Origin of the sequence: Brevundimonas lenta (assembly GCF_014196335.1) — a bacterium.
Lineage (GTDB): Bacteria > Pseudomonadota > Alphaproteobacteria > Caulobacterales > Caulobacteraceae > Brevundimonas > Brevundimonas lenta.
This window is the reverse complement of sequence record NZ_JACIDM010000004.1, coordinates 39,217-59,170: the sequence shown is the minus strand read 5'-3', so window position 1 is coordinate 59,170 and position 19,954 is coordinate 39,217. Positions and strand designations below refer to the sequence as shown.

Below are 19,954 nucleotides of genomic sequence, written 5' to 3'. Positions count from 1 at the left end.
CCCTTCGCCCGGGCTTCATCGCTCGACCACAGCCCGTCGTCGTCGAGGCGCTGGATCCGACGCCTTCCCCATCGACGGGATGGGAGGATTATGGCGGAGGCGGATACCTCGCTGCGTAGAGGGAACTTTGGTGGGGGAAGTCAGTGGGTTGGCGAAAAGAATAGGAAAATAGCTGACACCTTTTCCCGCTATCGTCATCCTCCGGCGCCCGCAGGGCGACCGGGGGACCCAGCGGCGCCGGAGCGTCAGCGAAGGCGAAACGTCAGCCGCCGGTGCTCGTGACAGTTCGCGCTCACGCGCGCCGCTGGGTCCCCCGGTCTCCCCTCGCATGCGCGAGGCTCGCCGGAGGATGACGATAGCAGGAGGGAGTGGGCGCCGCTGTGTCCCGGGGTCGCTGCGGGCCCCGGGATGATGAACGCGCAAGACGTAAACCTGGACACCTCTCCGGAAACCGGTGATCGTCGAGGCGGGGATGAGGAGGCGGCGATGGGGCGGTGGGTTTGGCGGGGGCTGGCGGCGGCGCCGGGGATCGTCGTCGTGGCGGTGCTCGGACTGTTCGCCGCCAGCGAGGCGATGATCCGGGGGAAGGCTGAAGCGCCGCTGGTGGAGGTCGCCGCCGCGACCGATCCGGGCGCGATCGCGCGCGGGCGGCAACTGGCCACGCTGTACGGCTGCAACGGCTGCCACCAGGCCAATCTGCAGGGCAACGAATGGAGCAACACCTTCTGGGACGGCCGGGTGTATGCGTCGAACCTGACGCAGGTCATGCCGCACTATTCGGATGCGCAGCTGGCGCGGGCGATCCGGGCCGGGGTGCGGCCGGACGGCTCCCGGCTGTGGGCGATGCCGTCGGAAAGCTGGGTGACGACGACGGACGCCGAGATGGCGGACCTGCTGGCCTATCTGCGCAGTCATGCGCGAGCGGGCAAGGCGACGCCGAAGGCGACCTTCGGCCCGTTGACCCGCTGGCGGATACTGACGGGCGAGATCGAGCCGACGACGGCGTGGGTGACCCGGGCGCGGGCGAACCCGGCGTTCGACGCCGGCGGTCCGTTCGAGCGCGGACGCCATCTGGCGACGACGGTCTGTTCGGAGTGTCACGGGTCGAATCTGAAGGGGTACGAAGGGGACACGCCGGACCTGATGATCGCGGCTTCGTATGATCTGCCCGGCTTCACGCGGCTGATGCGGACCGGCGTGGCCGCCGACGGCAAGGAGCGGAGATTGATGTCCGAAGTCTCGCGGAGCCGTTTCTCGCACTTCACCGAACAGGACGTGAAAGACCTGCACGCCTATCTGACGGCGCGGGCCGAGCAGGCTCCGTAGTCAGCTCTTGAGCGCCCGTCCCGCGACGACGGCGGTCTTGCCGAATTTCGCGCGCAGTTTGTCGATGGCGGTTTCGGTTTTGAGGGTGCGGGTTTCGGTGGATTCGAACAGGGCGGAGGGGGCGTCGACGGCGTCGACGACGTCGCCCATGCCGATGCCGATGAGGCGGTAGGGGCGGCCCAGTTCGGGGGCCATGAGCTCGCGGCCGGCGGCGAAGAGGGCGCGGGCGGTCTGGACGGGCTCGGGGACGGTGATGCGCCGGGTGACGATCTTGAAGTCGGTGCGGCGCAGCTTGAGGACGATGACGCGGCTGGCGACGCCGTCGGCGCGGGCCTTGGAGGCCAGCTTCTCGCACAGGGGCCAGAGTTCGTTCTCGAGGTCCTCGGCGGCGGTCAGGTCCTCATTGAAGGTGGTCTCGGCGCTCATGCCCTTGCGGTCGTGCTCGGGCCGGACGGCGCGGGCGTCGCGGCCGTGGGCGAGGTCGTGCAGGCGCAGACCGGTTTCGCCGTAGCGTTTGACGAGGTCGCGGACGTCGGCGGCGGCGAGGGCGCCGATGGTGGCGTAGCCGTCGCTTTGCAGGGTCTTGCCGAAGACCGGGCCGACGCCGGGCAGGACGCGGACGGATTTGGGGGCCAGCAGGGCCTGGGCTTCGGAGCCGATGACGGAGAAGCCGCGCGGCTTGTCGAGTTCCGACGCGATCTTGGCGAGGAAGCGGTTGGTCGCCAGGCCGATGGAGACGGTGAGGCCGGTCTCCTCCTCGATCTGTTTCTGCAGTCGGACCAGCTGGAAGGCCGGCGGGCCGCCGTTGAGGCGTTCGGTGCCGGCGAGGTCGATCCAGGCCTCGTCCAGCGACAGGGTCTGGACCAGCGGGGTGAGCGCCCGGACGGCGCCGAAGATGTGCTCGTTGGCGGCGACGTATTTGCGGAAGTCGGGCTTGATGACGACCGCCTCGGGGCAGGCCTTGAGGGCCTTGAACATCGGCATGGCCGAGTGGACGCCATACATGCGGGCGACGTAGCAGCAGGTCGAGACCACGCCGCGCGTGCCGCCGCCGACGATGACCGGGAGGTCGCGCAGCTCGGGCCGGTCGCGCTTCTCCACCGAGGCGTAGAAGGCGTCGCAGTCGAGGTGGGCGATGGTCAGGCTGTCGAGCTCGTCATGGGCGATGACGCGGCGGGAGTCGCACGCGGGGCAGCGGGCGACGAGGCGGTCGCTGGTCCAGAGGCAATCGCGGCAGATGGATTTGATGCTCATCCGGCCGTCATCCCCGGGCTTGTCCCGGGGACCCATGGCTGACGGTGGCGTGGACGGTGGAGCATGCGGTCCGGATCATCGCCGAATTCGGCCTGCGGTGCGACGGACGAATGGGTCCTCGGGACAAGCCCGAGGATGACGGTGGGAGGAACTGATTTTCTCTCTTTCGTCATCCTGCGGGCCGCGCGGAGCGCGGAACCGGAGGACCCAGCGGCGCCGGAGCGCAGCGAAGGCGATGGTTCAGCGAGCCGCGTCCGTGACAGGTTCGCGCTCTCGCGCGCCGCTGGGTCCCGGCCTTCGCCGGGATGACGAAAGCGGGTGAAAATGCAGCTTCACGTCAACTTAAGAGAAGGCTGGCAAGACTGCATCCGAAGAAGGCGACAAGCCTCCGCGCAACGGCGCAAATCGAGAGTCGAGACAGGCCGGGTGGTGATGCAGAAGAAAGTCCTCATCGTCGAGGATAACGAGCTGAACATGAAGCTATTTCATGATCTGCTCGACTCGCAGGGCTACGAGACGCTGCAGACCCGCGAGGGGCTGCAGGCGCTGGCCCTGGCGCGCCAGTATCGCCCCGACCTGATCCTGATGGATATCCAGCTGCCCGAGATCAGCGGCCTTGAGGTCACCAAGTGGCTGAAGGACGACGAGGAGCTGAACCATATTCCGGTGGTGGCGGTGACCGCCTTCGCCATGAAGGGCGACGAGGAACGGATCCGGCAGGGGGGCTGCGAGGCCTATATCTCCAAGCCGATCTCGGTGATGCATTTCCTCGAAGTCGTCCGGAAACACCTGGGGTAGGCCGGGATGACGGCGCGCGTCCTTGTCGTCGATGACGTTGAAGCGAACGTCCGCCTGCTCGAGGCGAAGCTGACGCTTGAGTATTACGACGTGCTGACCGCCTACGACGGGCAGTCGGCGCTGGATATCGCGGGCGAGGAACGCCCCGACATCATCCTGCTGGACGTGATGATGCCCGGCATGGACGGGTTCGAGACCTGCCGGCGGCTGAAGTCCGACCCGGTGACGCGGCACATTCCGGTCATTCTGGTCACCGCCCTGGACGGGCGCGAGGACAAGATGCGCGGCCTGGAATCCGGGGCCGACGACTTCGTCACCAAGCCGATCGACGACGTGATCCTGTTCGCCCGCGTGAAGTCGCTGGTGCGGCTGAAGTCGGTGATGGACGAACTACGCGAGCGCGAGGAGAGCGGGCGGCGGTTCGGCGTGGACACCGACGGGGCCGGGCGGCTGCGCGGCTCGGGCGGCCGCGTGCTGGTCGTCGACGACAATGCGCTGCAGGCCGGCAAGATGGTCGAGCAGCTGTCTGGCGAGCACCGGCCGGTGCACGAGGCCGATCCGGCGGCGGCGCTGATCGCGGCGCGCGGGCCGGTCGATCTGATGATCGTCAACATCACCAGCGAAAGCTTCGACGGGCTGCGGTTCGTGGCGCAGGCGCGCTCGACCGAGGCGTCGCGGCGCACGCCGATCCTGGCGGTGGTCGATCCGCACGACCGGCCGCGGCTGGTCAAGGCGCTGGAGCTGGGCGTCAACGACATCCTGCCCAAGCCGGTGGATCCGGACGAGCTGGACGCGCGGGCGCGCAGCCAGATCAAGCGCAAACGCTATGCCGACTTCCTGAAGCAGAAGCTGGACTACAGCCTGGAGATGGCGGTCACCGACGCGCTGACCGGGCTGCATAACCGCCGCTACATGGCCGGGCAGCTGCAGGCGCTGGTGGGACGGGCGGGGCAGGGCGGCGACGAGGTCGCGGTGCTGGTCATGGACATCGACCACTTCAAGGCGGTCAACGACGGCTTCGGCCACGACGCCGGCGACGAGGTGCTGCGCGAGTTCGCGGTGCGGCTGGCGACGAACGTGCGGGCCATCGACCTGCCGTGCCGGCTGGGCGGCGAGGAGTTCGTGGTGGTGATGCCGGGCGCGACCCTGGAGGCCGCCACGCGCGTGGCCGACCGCATCCGTCGTGACGTGGCGCAGCAGCCCTTCCCGATCATGGGCGGGGCCGAGAGCCTGACGATCACCGTCTCGGTGGGCGTGGCCGCCAGCCTGGGCACCGGCGACACCCCCGACGCCCTGCTGAAGCGGGCCGACGAGGGCGTCTATGAGGCCAAGGCGCGTGGCCGGAACCAGGTGATCGCAAGGGCGGCCTAGGCTCCGGCCGGCTGCGCGCTCAGTTCTGGTTCGGGCTGGCGGTGGCGATCTTCTCCATCGCGTCGCCGACCGTGAAGCTCGCCGCCTTGGCGCGGGGCGGGAACTCCTTGAAGGTCTCAAGCAGCTTGGCGACGATGGCCTGGGCGGGGACGAACAGGAACATCCGGTGCGCGGAGTAGTCGCCGTAGTAGATGCTCTCCGGCCCGCGTTCGAACGGGTCTGATCGCAAATTGTACAGCATCGGCGCGCGTAGTCCGGTGAAGGCGCCCTGCCAGACGCCGAGGGGCGTCTTGTGCGAGACCTCGGCGTTCTGCTCCATGAAGGCGACCTTCCAGTGGGTGACCCGCACGGCCATCAGCTCGCCGTCGTCGCTCCAGTAGGCGAAGCCCTGTCGTGGCCATTCCTTCGCCTCGCCCTTGAAGGCGGGGATGAGGTTGTTGCCGTCCAGATGCACCTTGAAGCTCTTGTCGCCGATCTTTCCGCCCTTCCTGACGCGGTCGACCACGTCGCTGTCGCCCGCCGCGGCGGCGAAGGTCGGCAGGAAGTCCTCGTGCGCGCAGATTTCATTGATGATGGTTCGGGGTTCGATCACGCCCGGCCAGCGGATGACGCAGGGGACGCGGAAGCCGCCTTCCCAATTGGTCGCCTTCTCGCCCTTGAACGGGGTCGTGCCGCCATCGGGCCAGGTGAAGGTCTCGGCGCCGTTGTCGGTGGTGTAGACGACGATGGTGTTTTCGGCGACGCCGAGCTTGTCGACGAGGTCAAGCAGTTCGCCGACATGACCGTCATGCTCGACCATGCCGTCCGGATAGAGGCCGAGCCCGGTCTTGCCCTTGGAGGCCGCCTTCAGGTGGGTGAAGACGTGCATCCGGGTTGAGTTGAAATAGCAGAACCACGGACCGCCCGCCTCGTGATTGCGCTTGATGAAGTCCTTGGCGGCGCCGAGGAATTCCTCGTCGACGGTCTCCATCCGTTTGCTGCCCATTGGGCCGGTGTTCTCGATGGTTTGCCCGCCCTTGCCGTCCGACTTGCACTTGAGGACGCCGCGCGGGCCGAACTTCTCCTTGAACTTGGGATCCTTCGGATAGTCCTCGTTCTCGGGCTCTTCCTCGGCGTTGAGGTGATAGAGGTTGCCGAAGAACTCGTCGAAGCCGTGCATGGTCGGCAGGTGTTCGTCGCGGTCGCCGAGGTGGTTCTTGCCGAACTGGCCGGTGGCGTAGCCCTGGGCTTTCAGCACCTGGGCGATGCAGGGGTCATCCGGGCCAAGGCCCAGGTCGGCGCCCGGCAGACCGACCTTGGTCAGGCCGGTGCGGATCGGCGACTGGCCGGTCAGGAAGGCGGCGCGGCCGGCGGTGCAGCTTTGCTGCGCATACCAGTCCGTGAAGCGCGCGCCCTCCTCGGCGATGCGATCGATGTTGGGCGTTTTGTAGCCCATGATCCCGCTGTTGTAGCAGCTGGGATTAAACCAGCCGATGTCGTCGCCCATGATGAACAGGATGTTCGGCTTGCTGTCGGGCATGATCGCCTCCGCTACCTGGATGAGGCGCGGACGCTAGGCGGGCGGCGACTGTCCCGATATCCGGGTTTCACCCGAGACGGGGAGAGGGGAGTCCCGACGACCGTCGCGGAAGTGAGACGCAGTTGTCAGCGAGACATCCAGGGCTTGGACTTGCCGGTCGCGATGCGGGCGGCCTGTTCGCGCTGGAATTTGCCGCCGCGGGGCGGTTTGGGGCGGGCGTCGATCTTCGCGTTCTTCAGGCGGAGGGCCCGCTGGACGGAGGTTTCGCCCGGGACCTCGGCGGCGGCGGGATCAGGCTGGTCGTCGTTGCGGTCGGTCATTCGGGCACCCTAGCACGCCGGTGACGCCATGGACGCCGGACAACGAAAAACGCCCGATCTTGCGACCGGGCGTTCTGGATCCTCGGATCGGCCTCGCTTCTCTCGTTGTCCGAGGAAGACGAGGTTGAAAGGCGATCTTACTTGATCTTGCCTTCCTTGAATTCGACGTGCTTCTTCACGACCGGGTCGTACTTCTTGACGACCATCTTTTCGGTCATCGTACGGGCGTTCTTCTTGGTGACGTAGAAGAAGCCGGTGTCGGCGGTCGAGTTCAGGCGGATCTTGATTGAAGCCGGCTTGGCCATCGGACAATTACCTATGCGGACGGCGAAAGCCGCTAAATGAGAGGCGCGGAACATACTCAGGCGCGTCGGGAAGTCAACGGGCGTGACGACGCATTGAGCAGGTCCGTTGCGAAAGGCAGGGTGAAGCTATGAAAACGTCCCTGTTCGCCGCCGCAGCGGCCCTGTTTCTGGCCGGTTGCGCCGCGACCTTCGAGGAGCCGCACGAGCCGACGGACCCGCAGGAGCTGTTCATGGGCGGCCTGAACTCCATGTGCCGCAAGACCTACGAGGGGCGGGTGGTCACCAATGACGCCGCCGACGCCGACTTCCGCGGCAAACGCTTGCTCATGACCGTCAGCCACTGCACGGCCGACGAGGTGCGAATCCCCTTCTCCGTCGGCGAGGACCGGTCGCGGACCTGGGTGGTGACCCATGGGCCCCGCAGCCTGCAGCTGAAGCACGACCATCGCCATGAGGACGGCACCGAGGACGTGCTGAGCCAGTACGGCGGCGAAACGGTCAGCCCGGGCACGCCCGAGCGGCAGGAGTTTCCGGTGGATCAGTTCTCGAAGGACCTGTTCACCCGCGAGGGGCGGACGGTGTCCAACACCAACGTCTGGGCGATGGAGATTCGGCCCGGTGAGATGTTCGCCTACGAACTGCGCCGTCCCGGACGGCATTTCCGGGTGGAGTTCGACCTGACACGGCCGGTGACGCCGTAAGCGGTCAGGACCCGTCGCGCAGGGCTTCCAGCATCTTTTCGGCCCGTTCGAGCCGTTCGAAGACGTCGGCCGCATCACCGGTGACGCATCCGGCGTCGAAATTCAGCGACTGATCCTCATGCCCGGGCTGGGACCAGACGACGCTGCCGTAGGCGCCGTCGGTGATGACGCGCTCGCATTCGAAGCGGACGCCTTCCCAGGGACGGAAGAGGTCGCGAAAACGATCGAACTCGGCCGCCGAAACGCTGAAGGTCACAGGCGGCGCGTCGCGATTGACGTAGGCGGCCTCTCCGCCCCGGGGGATCGTCCACTCCACCAGCCGGTTCCCCCATGAGCGCCAGACCAGCGTCATCTGCGTCGGCTCGGGCAGGCCCGGCGGGGCCACCTGGCGGGCCTCGGCCATGTCGCGCATGGCGTAGTAGGCCGCGTTCGTGTGGCGAATGTAGTTCTGGTGCGCCGGGTCGGAATAGCAGGCGGTCTGCATGCCCTGCCGCCGTTCGGCGCCCTCGGCGCGCCAGACGATGTAGCCCGTCGGCGGCGCCTTCGACGTCGCGCAGGGAACGCCGGTGTCACGCAGGGGCTCCATCAGGTCGCGGATGGCGACGTAGTCATCGTGGCTGACGGGGAAGGTGTAGTCTTCGCGCGCGCTGAGCCTGAAGCGGCCGACGCCGCCGTCCTCGATCGACCAGAACATGACGTCGGGGTGGTAGACGGCCTCGATGGCGTCCGGCGTCGCCTGGGCGCGGGACGCCGAAGCGATGAGGCAGGCGGCGATCAACGCCGTGAGTCCGGGCCCGAGCGTGCGCATTGCAGTTCCCCCATCCGAAGAACGCAGTTCAGCCCGTCGCGGCGGGAAACTCAACCGTGTTCGCCCAAGGGATCAGGGACGGTCAGAGCGCCTTCCAGCCGGTGGCGGAGCGCACCGTGGCGCAGGCGGGGGAGCCGTCCTTGCCCTTGCCGGGGAGGATGATCTCGAGGATGCGCCCGGCGCGGGCCTGGTCCAGCAGGGCGGGCGGGATGTCGTGGATGTCGATCTTGGCGCGGCGGGTCCACAGGCTGTCGTGCTGGCCCGCCGACTGGCCGATGCGGATGTAGACGAAGCGGCGCGCCGGGCCCTCGCGACGGACGAAGGGGCCGAGGAAGCGGTTGTCGTCGGACAGGCGGACCGGAACGTCGAAGGACAGGGGCGCGTCAGAGGCGGTGACCGGTTCGAACGGCATGTCGTCCTGCTGCAGGCTGTAGCGGACGCCCGGGACGGGGTCGGCGATGGTCAGGCGCAGGGTGATGGGCGTGTCGGCCATGGCTCAGTCCTGATGCTCGACCACATGCTTGCCGCGGACCATGCGGACGAAGGGCAGGGGGCGGTTCGTCCCGGATAGCCGCTCCGCGCCTTCCGGGATGACAAGGCTCAGGCGCTCGTTGATCTCGCCCAGCACGAAACGGGTGATGGCGGGGAGGTCGAGGTTGCGGGCGTCGGCGAGCGGCAGCCAGGCGATCTCGTCCAGTTCGCCGGAGCCGGCGGTGGGCTCCGGGTGCAGCAGGGCGGAGGCGTCGGCCATGAAGAAGCGGGCGTCGAAGCGGCGGGTGCGGCCGGGCGGGGTGATGGCGCGGGCGACGTAGGACAGGGCGGCGAGGTCGGGCAGGGCGCCCTCGGCCCGGAACTCTCGCCACGGGCCGGCGACGGAGGCGGTGGGAGCCGGCTCGGCGAGCAGCAGGCCTGTCTCCTCGAAGGTCTCGCGCACGGCGGCCAGGGCCAGGGCGCGGGCGCGGCGGGCCGGAACCTCGCGATGCAGGCGCAGGGCTTCGGGGCCGCGGAGTTCGTTGATCGAGGCGGCGGCGAAGTCCGCCCGGTCGACGCGGCCGCCGGGGAAGACCCATTTGGAGGCCATGAAGACGTGGCCGGGGGCGCGACGGCCCATGAGCACTTCCGGACCGGACGGGCCGGCGCGGGTCAGGATCAGGGTGGCGGCGTCCTTCGGCCGCTGGCGGCCGCCGACGCGCGGGGCGTCGGCCAGGTCCTGGCGGGCGTCGAAGGGATCAGGTGGAGGGGCGGACACCGGTCAGGATTAGCACCGACAGGTCTTCCGTTGGGGTGAAATTCTCCCGCCGGATTTCGAAGCGCCGGGCGTCGAGGCGGCGCACGCCCTCGCCGCAGAAGGTGAGGAGATTGCGCGACGAGCCCTTGTCGATGACCAGCCGGAACTCGCCGATCGGCTCGGCCCAGTTGGCGCCGGTGGTCAGGACGTAGTCGACCCAGGTCTCGGTCAGGACCTGCCCCCGGCGGCGCAGACGCGTGGCGCCGCGGACGAAGGCCTGGTCGGGGCAGAAGCGGGCCGCGTAGTCGGAGGTGACGCCGCTGTAGGGCATGTCGGCCTGGGCGATGCTGCTGCCGGCCGAGCCGCCGACGGCGGGGGTGTAGCGGTGGTCGATGCGCATCTCGCGCGCCGCCGGGAAGACCTGGGTCCAGTAGTGGGTGGTCTTGAGGGTCCAGAGCGGGGCGAAGTCCACGGTGACGACGCCGTCGTGGCTAAACGACCGGTCCTCGATCAGGCCCATCTCGATCAGCATTTCCAGCTGCGGATGGGGCAGGGCGGCCAGGGCCTCGGTCGCTTCCTGGAGATGGGGGGCGATGGGGACGCCGAGGCCGCGCAGCATCTCGGTGTAGTCGACGCCGTTCAGGACCGCCTTCTGCTCGGCGTTGGTGGTGATGACGCGGCCGTCGACGGCGGTGGTGAAGGGCGTGGGCCGTAAGGGGTCGGCCTGCGAGATGCCGAGGTCGCCTTCGGGCCGGCCGACGACGTCGGGCATGGGGAAGGCGACCATGGTGGTGATGTCGCGGTCGGTGCGGTTGAAGAAGCGGTAGCGGACCCGGATCTCCTCGGCGGAGACGTACAGATCTTCGGACCGCATGACGATGCCGTCGGTGCGTTGCAGGATCAGGCCGCCCGTGCCCATGACGGCGACGCTGTCATTGGCCGCCGCGGGAGCCCCGGGCGCCAGGACGAAGAGACACAGGGCGGTCGTTGCCGCCAGGAACGTCGCGCGGTTCATAAGGCCGCCCTCCCGATGGAGGAAGGTTAACCGAAAACCGGTCGCGCGCATACGGTGACGCTCACCTCTCCATTCGCCCCGAGCGAATGGAGAGGACAGATCGCGCGCGAGCGACGATCAGGTGAGGCGACGCGGGCGGGGGTGATCGGAGCACGACGGTCGCCGCCGGCGTCGCCCCGTCCTGACCGCTGCGCGGTCTGTCCTCCCCATCGCCTTGAAGGGCGATGGAGAGGTGAACAGTCAGCGCCGCTTGCCCTTGCGCACGCCCTTCAGGCCGCCGGAGGGTTTGCCGCCGTCGCGGGGGCGGGGGCCGCCGCGTTTGGGGTAGCCGCCGGCCTTGTCGCCGCGGGCGCGCATGCCGAGGCGGGCGGAGGGGGCGTTGGGATCGCGCGGGCCCGGCTCGGAGAGCATTTCGAACAGCAGGCCGCCGGTGACAGGGGTGGCTTCGCGCAGCCGGACCTCGACGGTGCGGCCGAGGGTCCAGCGCAGGCCGGAGCGTTCCCCGACGAGGGCGTGGGAGCGGTCGTCATGGGTGAAATACTCGTTGCCCAGCGAGGACACGGGCACCAGGCCGTCCGCGCCCGTTTCGTCGAGGCGGACGAACAGGCCGAAACGGGTGACGCCGGTGATGCGGCCGGTGAAGGTGGCGCCGACGCGGTCCTCGAGGAAGGCGGCGATGTAGCGGTCCATGGCGTCACGCTCGGCGGCCATGGAGCGGCGCTCGGTCAGGACGACGTGTTCGGCGATGGACGGCAGTTCGGCGATCTCGCGATCCGTCAGCCCGTCCTTGCCCAGGCCCAGCGCGCGGATCAGGCCGCGGTGGACGATCAGGTCGGAGTAGCGGCGGATCGGCGAGGTGAAGTGGGCGTAGCGGTCGAGGTTGAGGCCGAAGTGGCCGACGTTCTCGGCCGAGTAGATGGCCTGCATCTGGGTGCGCAGGATGACCTCGTTGACGACCTCGGCGTGTTCGCCCTCGCGGGTCTCGTCCAGCAGCTTGTTGAAGCGTTTGGTCGTGGCCGGTTCGCCCTTGTTCCACGGCTTGCCGATGGTCTGCAGGAAGTCGCCGAGGTTGAAGAGCTTCTCCTGGCTGGGGGCGTCGTGGACGCGGTACAGCAGGGGCGTCTTCTTCTGCTCCAGCGTCTCGGCGGCGCAGACGTTGGCCTGGATCATCATCTCCTCGATCAGCCGGTGGGCTTCGAGGGAGACGCGCTTCTCGATGGAGCCGATGTGGCCGTCCGGGGTCATGCGGATGCGGCGCTCGGCGGACTCGATCTGCAGCGGGCTGCGCTTCAGGCGGCCCTTGAGCATGCAGTGGTAGGCGTTCCACAGCGGATAGAGGATGGCCTCCATGATCGGGCCGGTGGTGTCGTCGGGATTGCCGTCGATGGCGGCCTGGGCCTGCTCGTACGAGAGCTTGGCGTGCGAGCGCATGAGGCCGCGCACGAATTTGTGCCCGGTCTTCCGGCCATCCTTGTCGAAGACCATGCGCACGGCCATCGTGGCGCGGTTCTCGCCTTCCTTGAGGCTGCACAGGCCGTTCGACAGGCGCTCGGGCAGCATGGGCTCGACGCGGTCGGGGAAATAGGTGGAGTTGCCCTTGTCGCGGGCCTCGCGGTCCAGGGCCGTGCCCGGGCGGACGTAGGCGGCGACGTCGGCGATGGCGACCCAGACGATCCAGCCGCCGGGGTTCTTCGGGTCCTCGTCACGCTGGGCGTAGACGGCGTCGTCGTGGTCGCGGGCGTCCTGCGGGTCGATGGTGATCAGCGGGATGTCGCGCAGGTCTTCGCGGCCCTTGAGCGACGGGAGCTCCTGGTGTTCGGCCTCCTGCTCGACCGCTTCGGAGAAGCCGGTCGGGACGCCGTGGGCGTGGATGGCGATCAGGGAGGCGGCGCGGGCGTCGCCCTCGTGGCCGATAGTCTCGAGGATCTTGCCGCGCTTGGGCCCATAGCGCTGGTCGCCCTTTTCGATAGCGGCGAGGACGAGGTCGCCGTCCTTCAGGCCCTCGGCCTGGGCGTGGGGGACCAGCAGGACGTCCTTCGAGCGGCGGTCGACGGGCTCGACCCGGACCTCGCGGTTGGACTTGCGGATGACGCCGAGGACGCGGTTGCGCTCGCCGTCCAGCTTCTTGACCAGACGGGCTTCCCAGCCGTCCGCGCCGCGCACGAATTTGACCAGCAGGCGGTCGCCCATGCCGGGGGCGGGGCCGGTCTTGCCGGAGTTGTCGGGAACGAGGAGGGCGCGCGGGGCGTCGGCGGAGGCCTCGACGAGGCGGACGTACATCTCGCCGTCGATGTCGCGCTCGACCACGTCGGCGACGCCGACGGGGGGCAGGGCGCCGGCTTCGGAGAAGCCCTTGCGGCCGCGTTTGCCGAGAGCGCCTTCGGCCTCAAGCTCGCGGATCATTTCGCGCAGGGCGCGGCGGTCGCCGCCCTTGAGGCCGAAGTGGCGCGCGATGTCGGTTTTTTCGGCGGCGCCGGCCTCGCGCAGGAAGGCGAGGAGGGTTTCGCGGTCGGGGAGGCCGGCGGGCGGCCTTTTGGAAGGGGGTTTGGTCATGGGTTTTCCTGAATATCGGAGACCGGCTGCATCAGTGTGATGTCCAGGGCGACGGCTGCGCGCGCCAGTTGCCGGTCGAGTGTGAAAAGGGAGGCGCCGAGCCGTCGTGCGACGGCGGCGTGGGTTGCGTCAGGCGCTCTCAGGCCGAGATCGAACATGCGAACGATCTGGTCCGCGGACCGGATGTCGTCCGGCAGCACCTCGACGGATCGCGAGAGATCGTCGCGCCAGCGGTCGAAGGACTCCAGCCGCGCGCTGGCGACAGCCGCGGTGTCCTCGCCCCGTCGCACCCGGAGGGAGACGGCGGAGGAAACCTCGGCGGCCGCAAGGTCGCTGACGACCAGGGCGGCGTCGGAGCGGCGCGCGAGCGTCTCGATGACCGGAGCGCTCGACGGCTCTTCCAGAAGAATCGAAACGAGGATGCTGGTGTCGAGATAGACGATCACCAGGCCTTGTCGCCGTACATGTCGCGGATCAGCTCCACCGAGGTCTGGGTGGCAGGGGGCAGGGATTCGCGCACCTTGCGAAGACGGTCGAAGGCCGCGCGCCGTTCCGCCTCGGTCGGCAGGGGCCGCTCGGGAGCGACGGCCCGCAGTTCGGCCACCGGCTTGCCGTGACGTGTGATCACCACGCGCTCGCCTTCCTCCACGCGATCCAGCAGGTGCGTGAAGTTGTTCTTGGCTTCGGCGACGCCGTAGCTGGCCATGGTTCGATCTCCATTCTGGCCATAAATATAGCCATAAATCCTCTGCGTCGCCAGTCCGGGTTGTTCCGGCTGGTCGCCGCGCCTAGCTTCCGGCGCGAACGTCCCTGGAGTTTCTGAATGTCCCTGTCCGCCACCCCGGTCCTGTCCGGACCCACCGGCTCGCTGCTGGATCTGATCGGCAAGACGCCGATGGTGGAGGTGACGAAGATCGACACCGGGAAATGCCGGCTGTTCCTGAAGCTGGAGGCGCAGAACCCGGGCGGGTCGATCAAGGACCGCATCGCCCTGTCGATGATCGACGCGGCGGAGCAGGAGGGGTTTCTGAAGCCCGGCGGCACCATCGTCGAGGCGACGGCCGGGAATACGGGGCTGGCGCTCACGCTGGTGGGCCAGGCCAAGGGATATAAGGTGTTGCTGGTCATCCCGGACAAGATGTCCAAGGAAAAAATCCAGCATCTCAGGGCGATGGGCGCCGATGTTCGCCTGACGCGTTCGGATGTGCCGCACGGGCATCCGGAATATTACACCGACATGGCCGAGCGACTGGCGCAGCAGATTCCGGGCGGATTCTACGTCAACCAGTTCGCCAATGACGCCAACTCCGCCGCCCACTTCCGGACCACCGGTCCAGAGATCTGGGAGCAGATGGATCACAAGGTCGACGCCCTGGTGGCCGGCATCGGCTCGGGCGGGACGATCACCGGCATCGCCCGCTATCTGAAGAGCGTGGGCTCGGACGCGCAGATCATCCTGGCCGATCCGGTCGGCTCGACCCTGGCGGGGATCGTCAACGAGGGCGTGCCGGGGCCGGAGGGCAGCTATACGGTCGAGGGCATCGGCCAGAATTTCGTGCCGGACACGGCCGACATCACCCTGATCGACAAGGCCTATTCGATCCCCGACGCCGAGGCGATCGGGACGGTGCGTGAGCTGCTGCTGAAGGAAGGCGTGCTGGCCGGGTCGTCGTCGGGGACGCTGATCGCCGCCGCCCTGCGCTGGTGCCGCGAGCAGACCGAGCCGAAGCGGGTGGTGACCTTCGTGTGCGACACCGGGGCGAAATATCTGTCCAAGGTCTACAACGACGCCTGGCTGGCGGAGCAGGGGCTGACGGACCGGCCGCTGCACGGCGATCTGTCGGACCTGATCACCCGCAAATACGAGAACGGCGACGTGGTCACGGCCGGGCCGGGCGATACGCTGGACACCGCCTTCAAGCGGATGAAGAGCGCCGACGTCTCGCAGCTGCCGGTGATCCAGGACGGGCGGCTTGTCGGCATTCTGGACGAGAGCGACATCGTCCACATCATGAACACCGACGAGATCACCCGGAAGGAGCGCTTCGCCAAGCCGGTGTCGTCGGCGATGACGCGCGATCTGGACACGGTGCAGGTGGCCGAGCCGCTGGACGCGCTGATCCCGCTGTTCGACCGCGACCGGGTGGCGATCGTGCTGGACGGTGAGAAATTCGTCGGCCTGATCACGCGCACCGACCTGATCAATCACCTGAGCCTGAACCGGTAGGCCGGTGCGCGCCGGGATCGCCATCGCGGTCGCCGGCGTCCTGGCGTGCGCGGACGGGACCCGGGCGGCGTGTCCCGACGACGTCGCGGTCGCGGCGGTGCGGGAGATCGTCGAATATGAGAGCGGCGGCGTGATCGTGCGCGGCTATCTGTATCGCCCCGCCCGGCCGAACGGGGCGGGGGTGGTTCTGCTGCACGGCGCGGGCGGGCTGCAGTACGACGCGCCGATCTATGATCCGCACGCGTTCCAGCTGGCTTCGCGCGGCTATCAGGTGCTGGCCCCGGCCTATTACGACATGCGCCCGGCGCGGTCGCAGCGCGACTGGCGCGACATGCAGGCGTGGCGGCTGGTCGCCGCCGACGGGGCGCGGTTCCTGGGCGGGCAGCCGGGGGCGGAGCCGTCGAGGATCGCGCTGTGGGGCTATTCGCTGGGCGGCTTCCTGGCCGGGGAGGCGACGATGGAGTCCGACGCCGTGGCCGCGGGCGTGTCGCTGGCGGGCGGGACGGATGTCGGACGGCCCGGGCGGACGCGCCGGGCGGTTCCGCTGTTGCTGATGCATTCGCGGCGGGATCCGGTGATTTCCGCCGGCTCGACCAAGCGCTGGGCCATGAACCTGGAAGAGCGTGGGGCGACGGTCGAAACGCTTGAACTCGACGTCGAGGGCCACACCTTCGATCCGGACGCCTGGTGCACCATCTTTGCGACGACGCGGTCGTTTCTGGATCGCACCCTTTCTGTCGCCGCCCCCTGAGACCTGAGGTAAGGACCGTCCATGAGCCTGAAAAACAGCCAGGGATTCTCGACCCGCGCCATCCATGCGGGACAGAGACCGGACCCGACCACCGGCGCCGTGATGACGCCGATCTACGCCACCTCGACCTATGCCCAGGAAAGCCCGGGCGTGAACAAGGGGTATGAGTATGCGCGGGGCAAGAACCCGACGCGCGAGGCGTTCGAGGCCTGTCTGGCGGACCTGGAGGGCGGCACGCACGGCTTCGGCTTCGCCAGCGGCATGGCGGCGACCTCGACGGCGCTGGAACTGCTGGACGCGGGCTCGCACATCGTCACCGGCGACGACCTGTACGGCGGTTCGTGGCGGCTGTTCGAGCGCGTTCGTCGGCGTTCGATGGGGCTGGATTTCTCGTACGTCGACTTCAGCGACCTGAAGGCGGTCGAGGCCGCGATCACGCCGAAGACGAAGATGATCTGGGCGGAGACGCCGACCAATCCGCTGATGAAGCTGGCCGACATCGCCGGCCTGTCGCGGATCGCCAAGGCGCACGGGCTGAAGCTGGTGGTGGACAACACCTTCGCCACGCCGTGGAGCCAGCAGCCGCTGAAGCTGGGCGCCGACATCGTCATGCACTCGGCGACCAAGTATCTGAACGGCCACTCGGACATCATCGGCGGCGCTCTCGTAACGGGTGATGCTGAGCTGGCGAAGGATCTGAAGTTCCTTCAGAATTCCATCGGCGGCGTGATGGGTCCGTTCGACGCCTTCCTGGCCAACCGGGGGCTGAAGACGCTGGGCCTGCGCATGAAGGCGCACAATGAGAACGCCATGGCCGTGGCGCGCTGGCTGGAGGACCGCAAGGGGATCGCGAAGGTGGTCTATCCGGGCCTGATCAGCCACCCGCAGCACGAGCTGGCGGCGCGTCAGATGAACGGCCGCTTCGGCGGCATGGTGACGGCGATCATCGACGGCGACCTGTCGCGGACGAAACAGGTGCTGGAGCGGGTGCAGGTCTTCACCCTGGCGGAGTCGCTGGGCGGCGTCGAAAGCCTGGTGAACCACCCCGCGATCATGACCCACGCCAGCGTGCCGAAAGAGGTGCGCGAGGCGGGCGGCGTGACCGACAACCTGATCCGCCTGTCGGTCGGGGTCGAGGACCTGGACGACCTGATCGCCGATCTGGACCGCGCGCTGGCCTGATTACTGCGGCAGCGCCAGGGTCCAGCCCTGGGCGGGGTCGATCCAGAGGACGGTGCTTTCGAACTCGGGCCGGTCGACGCCGTCGATGGTGACGGCGGCGCGGAGGCTGCCGTCCGGGTTCGGATGATAGGTGGTGCAGAACTCGCCGTCGCCGAGGACGGTCTGCATGTTGTCGGCGATCTGTTTGCGCGCGGTTTCGAGCGCCTGACCCTCAAGGGGGACGCCGTCGACCTCGATGGCGGTGATGTCGTCGCCGCGGTTTTCCTGCCGGGCGCATTCGGCGTCGTTGCGGACATAGACCTTGGCGGTGGCGTGCAGGACGATGCGGGGCGCGGCGTTGATCAGGTTCTGCGCGTCATTCCAGATCGTGCCGTCTTCAGCGAAGCGGTAGGCGCCGATCGCGGTGCATGTTCGCGCCGCGACATCCGGGCCGTAGCACTGCACCTGGCCGCTTCGGCCAGGCTCAAGCGGTCCGGCGTCCTGGGCGAGCAGGAGGGCGAGGGCGGCGATCAGCATGGCGTGCTCCGTTCAGGATGGCGCAGGATGCACGCCGCCGACAGCCCGGACCAGCCCCGGGCGGGACGATCAGTCCTCGTTCAGCAGGGTCTCGCGCCAGAAGAGGAGGCCGGCCCAGAACTGGTAGTCCTGGTTGACCTTCTTCGCGAAGCCGTGGCCCTCGTCCTGACCGAGCAGGTGCCAGGCGGTGCGGCCGTTGGCGCGGACGGCGGCGATCATCTGATCGGCCTCCGAGGCCGGGACGCGGGGGTCGTTGCCGCCCGTGACCACCATCAGGGGGATGGTGATTTCGTCCACCCGGGTCATGGGCGAAATTTCGATCAGGCGGGCCCGCTGCGCGGCGTCGCGCTCGTCGCCGTACTCGACCCGGCGAAGATCGCGCCGATAGGCCTCGGTGTTCTCGAGGAAGGTCACGAAGTTGGAGATGGCGACCACGCAGTTGGCGCCGCGCAGGCGGTCCGCATAGTGGATCGCCCCCGCATAGCACATGTATCCGCCGTAGGAGCCGCCGGTGACGGCGATGCGGTCGGCGTCGATGGCCGGGTCCGTTCCGAGGCGATCGAGATAGGCGCCGATGTCGCGCACCGAATTTTCGCGCAGGTCCGGCCCGTTATCGAGGCTGACGAACCGTTTGCCGTAGCCGGTGGAGCCGCGGACGTTCGGGAAGAAGATGGCGACGCCCAGTTCGTTGATCAGGTAGTTGTTGCGGCCCATGAAGCCGGGGCGGCTCTGGCCCTCCGGCCCGCCATGGATGTTGACGATCAGCGGACGCGGTCCCGGGAAACGGGCGGGGTCGGGCCGGTAGAGGAAGCCCGAGACGCGCTCTCCGTCGAAGCTGGACACCTCGATCAGTTCAGGCTCGACGTTGCGCGTGACGTCCAGGCCTCCGGTCTCGCTGCGGGTCCAGCGGGTGACCGCCAGGGTGCGCGGATCGACCGAGAAGGCGTCGGACGCGCTGCGGGCCGAGGAGAAGGTCAGGCCGATGTCGCCCCACGGGGCGATGTCGAGCCCGCCGGCGATGCCGGCCGGGAGGCTGTCGACGGTGCGGACCTGGCCTGAGGCGACGTCCATCAGGCGCAGACGGGTGCTGCCGGCCTCGTTGATCGTATAGGCGATGAAGGAGCCGTCCCCGGCGATGTCGAAGTCATCGACGTCCCAGCGCGGTTCGGTCGAGACGGGCGTGAAGACGCCGGTCGCGATGTCCATGCGGCCCAGGCGCTGGAAGTCGCTGTCCTGGTCGGAGGTGACCCAGAGCGTCCCGTCCGGCGCGAACCGGGCGCCGTCATAGGCTATGGGCAGGCTGTGGTCGCCGATCGGGGTCAGGCGTCCGCTGGCGAGATCCAGGGCGAAGAGGTTGGACTTGGTGACCTGCAGCCCCTGAACCACGACCGCGGTGCGGCCGTCAGGCGAGAAGTCGGCGATGCTCCAGCCGCCGCCGTCGACCTGGGCCACCATGCGGGCGGTCGAAGGATCGCGCGGATCCATGACGTAGAGGTCGCTGTCCCGGCCGTTGCGACGGGTCGAGGAGTAGCCGATCAGGCGGCTGTCGGCGCTCCACGCCCCGAAGCTGTTGCGGCTGCGTCCGCCGTCGGTCAGCAGGGTCAGGCGCCCCTCGGACAGGGTGTACAGCTGGTAGAATTCGTCACCGCCCTTGTCCTTGCTGACGACCAGTACGCCGCCGTCGGGGGACCAGCGGCCGCCGGTCGGCTCGACCTCGAAGCTGAGCTGCTCGCGGGCGCCCATGGGCATGGCGACGCGGTGGATCTGGGCGGTATTGCCGAAGCGGGTCGAGATCAGCATCGACCGGTCGCGGGCGTTCCAGCCGGCGAAGCCCGCGGTGCGGAACTCCATATAGGGTCGGGTCTCGGCGGCCAGCGCCGCAGGAATGGCGGGAACGCCGTCGGCGACCAGGGCGGCGGGCTTTTCGACCACGTCCGGGGCCTGGGCCAGGACAGCCGTGGGCGCCAGGGCGCAGGCGACGGCGACGACGGCGAGCGGATGAATGCGCATGAAACCCCCGGTTCAGGCGGAATGGGTCCGCCGACGCGTGGAGGTTGTCATTGAATGCGGACCGAAGTCC

20 protein-coding genes are annotated in these 19,954 nt (G+C 68.4%); 7 read left to right on the top strand and 13 right to left on the bottom strand.

What is annotated here, in order from left to right:
- The first annotated feature begins 486 nt into the window (after positions 1–486).
- Positions 487–1,326 carry a cytochrome c4 gene (locus GGR12_RS16435; RefSeq protein ID WP_183205956.1) on the top strand — a complete coding sequence of 280 codons (840 nt, stop codon included), beginning with the start codon at positions 487–489 and terminating at the stop codon, positions 1,324–1,326.
- Here GGR12_RS16435 and GGR12_RS16430 read toward each other — a convergent pair whose 3' ends face one another.
- Entirely contained in the window at positions 1,327–2,580 is a 1,254-nt protein-coding gene (locus tag GGR12_RS16430) for a DNA polymerase IV (protein WP_183205954.1), read from the bottom strand.
- Between the two features lie 432 nt (positions 2,581–3,012).
- Between GGR12_RS16430 and GGR12_RS16425 the strand changes: the two genes are divergently transcribed.
- The gene (locus tag GGR12_RS16425; protein ID WP_183205953.1) at positions 3,013–3,378 is read left to right on the top strand and encodes a response regulator; all 366 of its coding nucleotides are present in this window, start codon (positions 3,013–3,015) and stop codon (positions 3,376–3,378) included.
- 6 nt (positions 3,379–3,384) lie between these two features.
- Positions 3,385–4,749 (top strand): PleD family two-component system response regulator, encoded by a 1,365-nt coding sequence (locus GGR12_RS16420; protein WP_183205951.1) that lies wholly within the window; start codon positions 3,385–3,387, stop codon positions 4,747–4,749.
- 19 nt (positions 4,750–4,768) lie between these two features.
- Here the strand turns inward: GGR12_RS16420 and GGR12_RS16415 are convergent, their stop codons facing one another.
- From GGR12_RS16415 to rpmG, 3 genes are all read right to left on the bottom strand, one after another.
- Positions 4,769–6,268 carry an arylsulfatase gene (locus tag GGR12_RS16415; protein WP_183205949.1) on the bottom strand — a complete coding sequence of 500 codons (1,500 nt, stop codon included), beginning with the start codon at positions 6,266–6,268 and terminating at the stop codon, positions 4,769–4,771.
- Between the two features lie 125 nt (positions 6,269–6,393).
- A complete protein-coding gene (locus GGR12_RS16410) occupies positions 6,394–6,588 on the bottom strand; it encodes a hypothetical protein (protein WP_183205946.1) in 195 nt (64 codons plus the stop codon).
- Between the two features lie 137 nt (positions 6,589–6,725).
- Positions 6,726–6,893: a 50S ribosomal protein L33 gene (gene rpmG / locus GGR12_RS16405; protein ID WP_029417689.1), complete on the bottom strand. Its 168-nt coding sequence runs from the start codon at positions 6,891–6,893 to the stop codon at positions 6,726–6,728.
- 128 nt (positions 6,894–7,021) lie between these two features.
- Between rpmG and GGR12_RS16400 the strand changes: the two genes are divergently transcribed.
- Positions 7,022–7,594, top strand: a complete 573-nt coding sequence (locus tag GGR12_RS16400; protein ID WP_183205945.1) for a hypothetical protein — start codon at positions 7,022–7,024, stop codon at positions 7,592–7,594.
- Between the two features lie 4 nt (positions 7,595–7,598).
- On the opposite strand, the gene GGR12_RS16395 is transcribed toward GGR12_RS16400, so the two are convergent.
- The 7 genes from GGR12_RS16395 to GGR12_RS16365 form a co-directional block, all read right to left on the bottom strand.
- Positions 7,599–8,402: a hypothetical protein gene (locus GGR12_RS16395; protein WP_183205943.1), complete on the bottom strand. Its 804-nt coding sequence runs from the start codon at positions 8,400–8,402 to the stop codon at positions 7,599–7,601.
- Between the two features lie 82 nt (positions 8,403–8,484).
- Entirely contained in the window at positions 8,485–8,895 is a 411-nt protein-coding gene (locus tag GGR12_RS16390) for a DUF5990 family protein (protein WP_183205941.1), read from the bottom strand.
- Positions 8,896–8,898: 3 nt separating this feature from the next.
- Entirely contained in the window at positions 8,899–9,651 is a 753-nt protein-coding gene (locus tag GGR12_RS16385; protein WP_183205939.1) for an NUDIX hydrolase, read from the bottom strand.
- Positions 9,632–10,645 (bottom strand): DUF4424 family protein, encoded by a 1,014-nt coding sequence (locus GGR12_RS16380; RefSeq protein ID WP_183205937.1) that lies wholly within the window; start codon positions 10,643–10,645, stop codon positions 9,632–9,634. The genes GGR12_RS16385 and GGR12_RS16380 overlap by 20 nt, the downstream gene beginning before the upstream one ends.
- Positions 10,646–10,885: 240 nt before the next feature.
- A complete protein-coding gene (gene rnr / locus GGR12_RS16375) occupies positions 10,886–13,198 on the bottom strand; it encodes a ribonuclease R (RefSeq protein ID WP_183205934.1) in 2,313 nt (770 codons plus the stop codon).
- The gene (locus GGR12_RS16370; RefSeq protein ID WP_183205932.1) at positions 13,195–13,644 is read right to left on the bottom strand and encodes a PIN domain-containing protein; all 450 of its coding nucleotides are present in this window, start codon (positions 13,642–13,644) and stop codon (positions 13,195–13,197) included. The genes rnr and GGR12_RS16370 overlap by 4 nt, the downstream gene beginning before the upstream one ends.
- The gene (locus tag GGR12_RS16365; RefSeq protein ID WP_183205930.1) at positions 13,641–13,904 is read right to left on the bottom strand and encodes a type II toxin-antitoxin system Phd/YefM family antitoxin; all 264 of its coding nucleotides are present in this window, start codon (positions 13,902–13,904) and stop codon (positions 13,641–13,643) included. The genes GGR12_RS16370 and GGR12_RS16365 overlap by 4 nt, the downstream gene beginning before the upstream one ends.
- Positions 13,905–14,021: 117 nt before the next feature.
- Between GGR12_RS16365 and GGR12_RS16360 the strand changes: the two genes are divergently transcribed.
- Genes GGR12_RS16360 through GGR12_RS16350 form a run of 3 tightly spaced genes read left to right on the top strand, consistent with a single transcriptional unit; the run spans position 14,022 to position 17,358 of the window.
- Positions 14,022–15,425 (top strand): pyridoxal-phosphate dependent enzyme, encoded by a 1,404-nt coding sequence (locus tag GGR12_RS16360; RefSeq protein ID WP_183205928.1) that lies wholly within the window; start codon positions 14,022–14,024, stop codon positions 15,423–15,425.
- 4 nt (positions 15,426–15,429) lie between these two features.
- Positions 15,430–16,176: an alpha/beta fold hydrolase gene (locus GGR12_RS16355; RefSeq protein WP_183205926.1), complete on the top strand. Its 747-nt coding sequence runs from the start codon at positions 15,430–15,432 to the stop codon at positions 16,174–16,176.
- Between the two features lie 21 nt (positions 16,177–16,197).
- Positions 16,198–17,358 (top strand): cystathionine gamma-synthase, encoded by a 1,161-nt coding sequence (locus tag GGR12_RS16350; protein WP_183205924.1) that lies wholly within the window; start codon positions 16,198–16,200, stop codon positions 17,356–17,358.
- Here GGR12_RS16350 and GGR12_RS16345 read toward each other — a convergent pair whose 3' ends face one another.
- On the bottom strand, positions 17,359–17,874 hold the full coding sequence (locus GGR12_RS16345; protein ID WP_183205922.1) for a hypothetical protein: 516 nt from the start codon (positions 17,872–17,874) through the stop codon (positions 17,359–17,361). It abuts the gene before it with no gap.
- Between the two features lie 69 nt (positions 17,875–17,943).
- A complete protein-coding gene (locus tag GGR12_RS16340) occupies positions 17,944–19,884 on the bottom strand; it encodes a S9 family peptidase (protein WP_183205920.1) in 1,941 nt (646 codons plus the stop codon).
- Positions 19,885–19,954: the final 70 nt, after the last annotated feature.

Coding starts and splice junctions, on each gene's coding strand:
- GGR12_RS16340 (WP_183205920.1), bottom strand. CDS start 19,884: ATGCGCATTCATCCGCTCGCCGTCGTCGCCGTCGCCTGCGCCCTGGCG.
- GGR12_RS16430 (WP_183205954.1), bottom strand. CDS start 2,580: ATGAGCATCAAATCCATCTGCCGCGATTGCCTCTGGACCAGCGACCGC.
- GGR12_RS16360 (WP_183205928.1), top strand. CDS start 14,022: ATGTCCCTGTCCGCCACCCCGGTCCTGTCCGGACCCACCGGCTCGCTG.
- rnr (WP_183205934.1), bottom strand. CDS start 13,198: ATGACCAAACCCCCTTCCAAAAGGCCGCCCGCCGGCCTCCCCGACCGC.
- GGR12_RS16390 (WP_183205941.1), bottom strand. CDS start 8,895: ATGGCCGACACGCCCATCACCCTGCGCCTGACCATCGCCGACCCCGTC.
- GGR12_RS16415 (WP_183205949.1), bottom strand. CDS start 6,268: ATGCCCGACAGCAAGCCGAACATCCTGTTCATCATGGGCGACGACATC.
- GGR12_RS16400 (WP_183205945.1), top strand. CDS start 7,022: ATGAAAACGTCCCTGTTCGCCGCCGCAGCGGCCCTGTTTCTGGCCGGT.
- GGR12_RS16435 (WP_183205956.1), top strand. CDS start 487: ATGGGGCGGTGGGTTTGGCGGGGGCTGGCGGCGGCGCCGGGGATCGTC.
- GGR12_RS16365 (WP_183205930.1), bottom strand. CDS start 13,904: ATGGCCAGCTACGGCGTCGCCGAAGCCAAGAACAACTTCACGCACCTG.
- GGR12_RS16425 (WP_183205953.1), top strand. CDS start 3,013: ATGCAGAAGAAAGTCCTCATCGTCGAGGATAACGAGCTGAACATGAAG.
- GGR12_RS16345 (WP_183205922.1), bottom strand. CDS start 17,874: ATGCTGATCGCCGCCCTCGCCCTCCTGCTCGCCCAGGACGCCGGACCG.
- GGR12_RS16420 (WP_183205951.1), top strand. CDS start 3,385: ATGACGGCGCGCGTCCTTGTCGTCGATGACGTTGAAGCGAACGTCCGC.
- GGR12_RS16395 (WP_183205943.1), bottom strand. CDS start 8,402: ATGCGCACGCTCGGGCCCGGACTCACGGCGTTGATCGCCGCCTGCCTC.
- GGR12_RS16410 (WP_183205946.1), bottom strand. CDS start 6,588: ATGACCGACCGCAACGACGACCAGCCTGATCCCGCCGCCGCCGAGGTC.
- GGR12_RS16380 (WP_183205937.1), bottom strand. CDS start 10,645: ATGAACCGCGCGACGTTCCTGGCGGCAACGACCGCCCTGTGTCTCTTC.
- rpmG (WP_029417689.1), bottom strand. CDS start 6,893: ATGGCCAAGCCGGCTTCAATCAAGATCCGCCTGAACTCGACCGCCGAC.
- GGR12_RS16350 (WP_183205924.1), top strand. CDS start 16,198: ATGAGCCTGAAAAACAGCCAGGGATTCTCGACCCGCGCCATCCATGCG.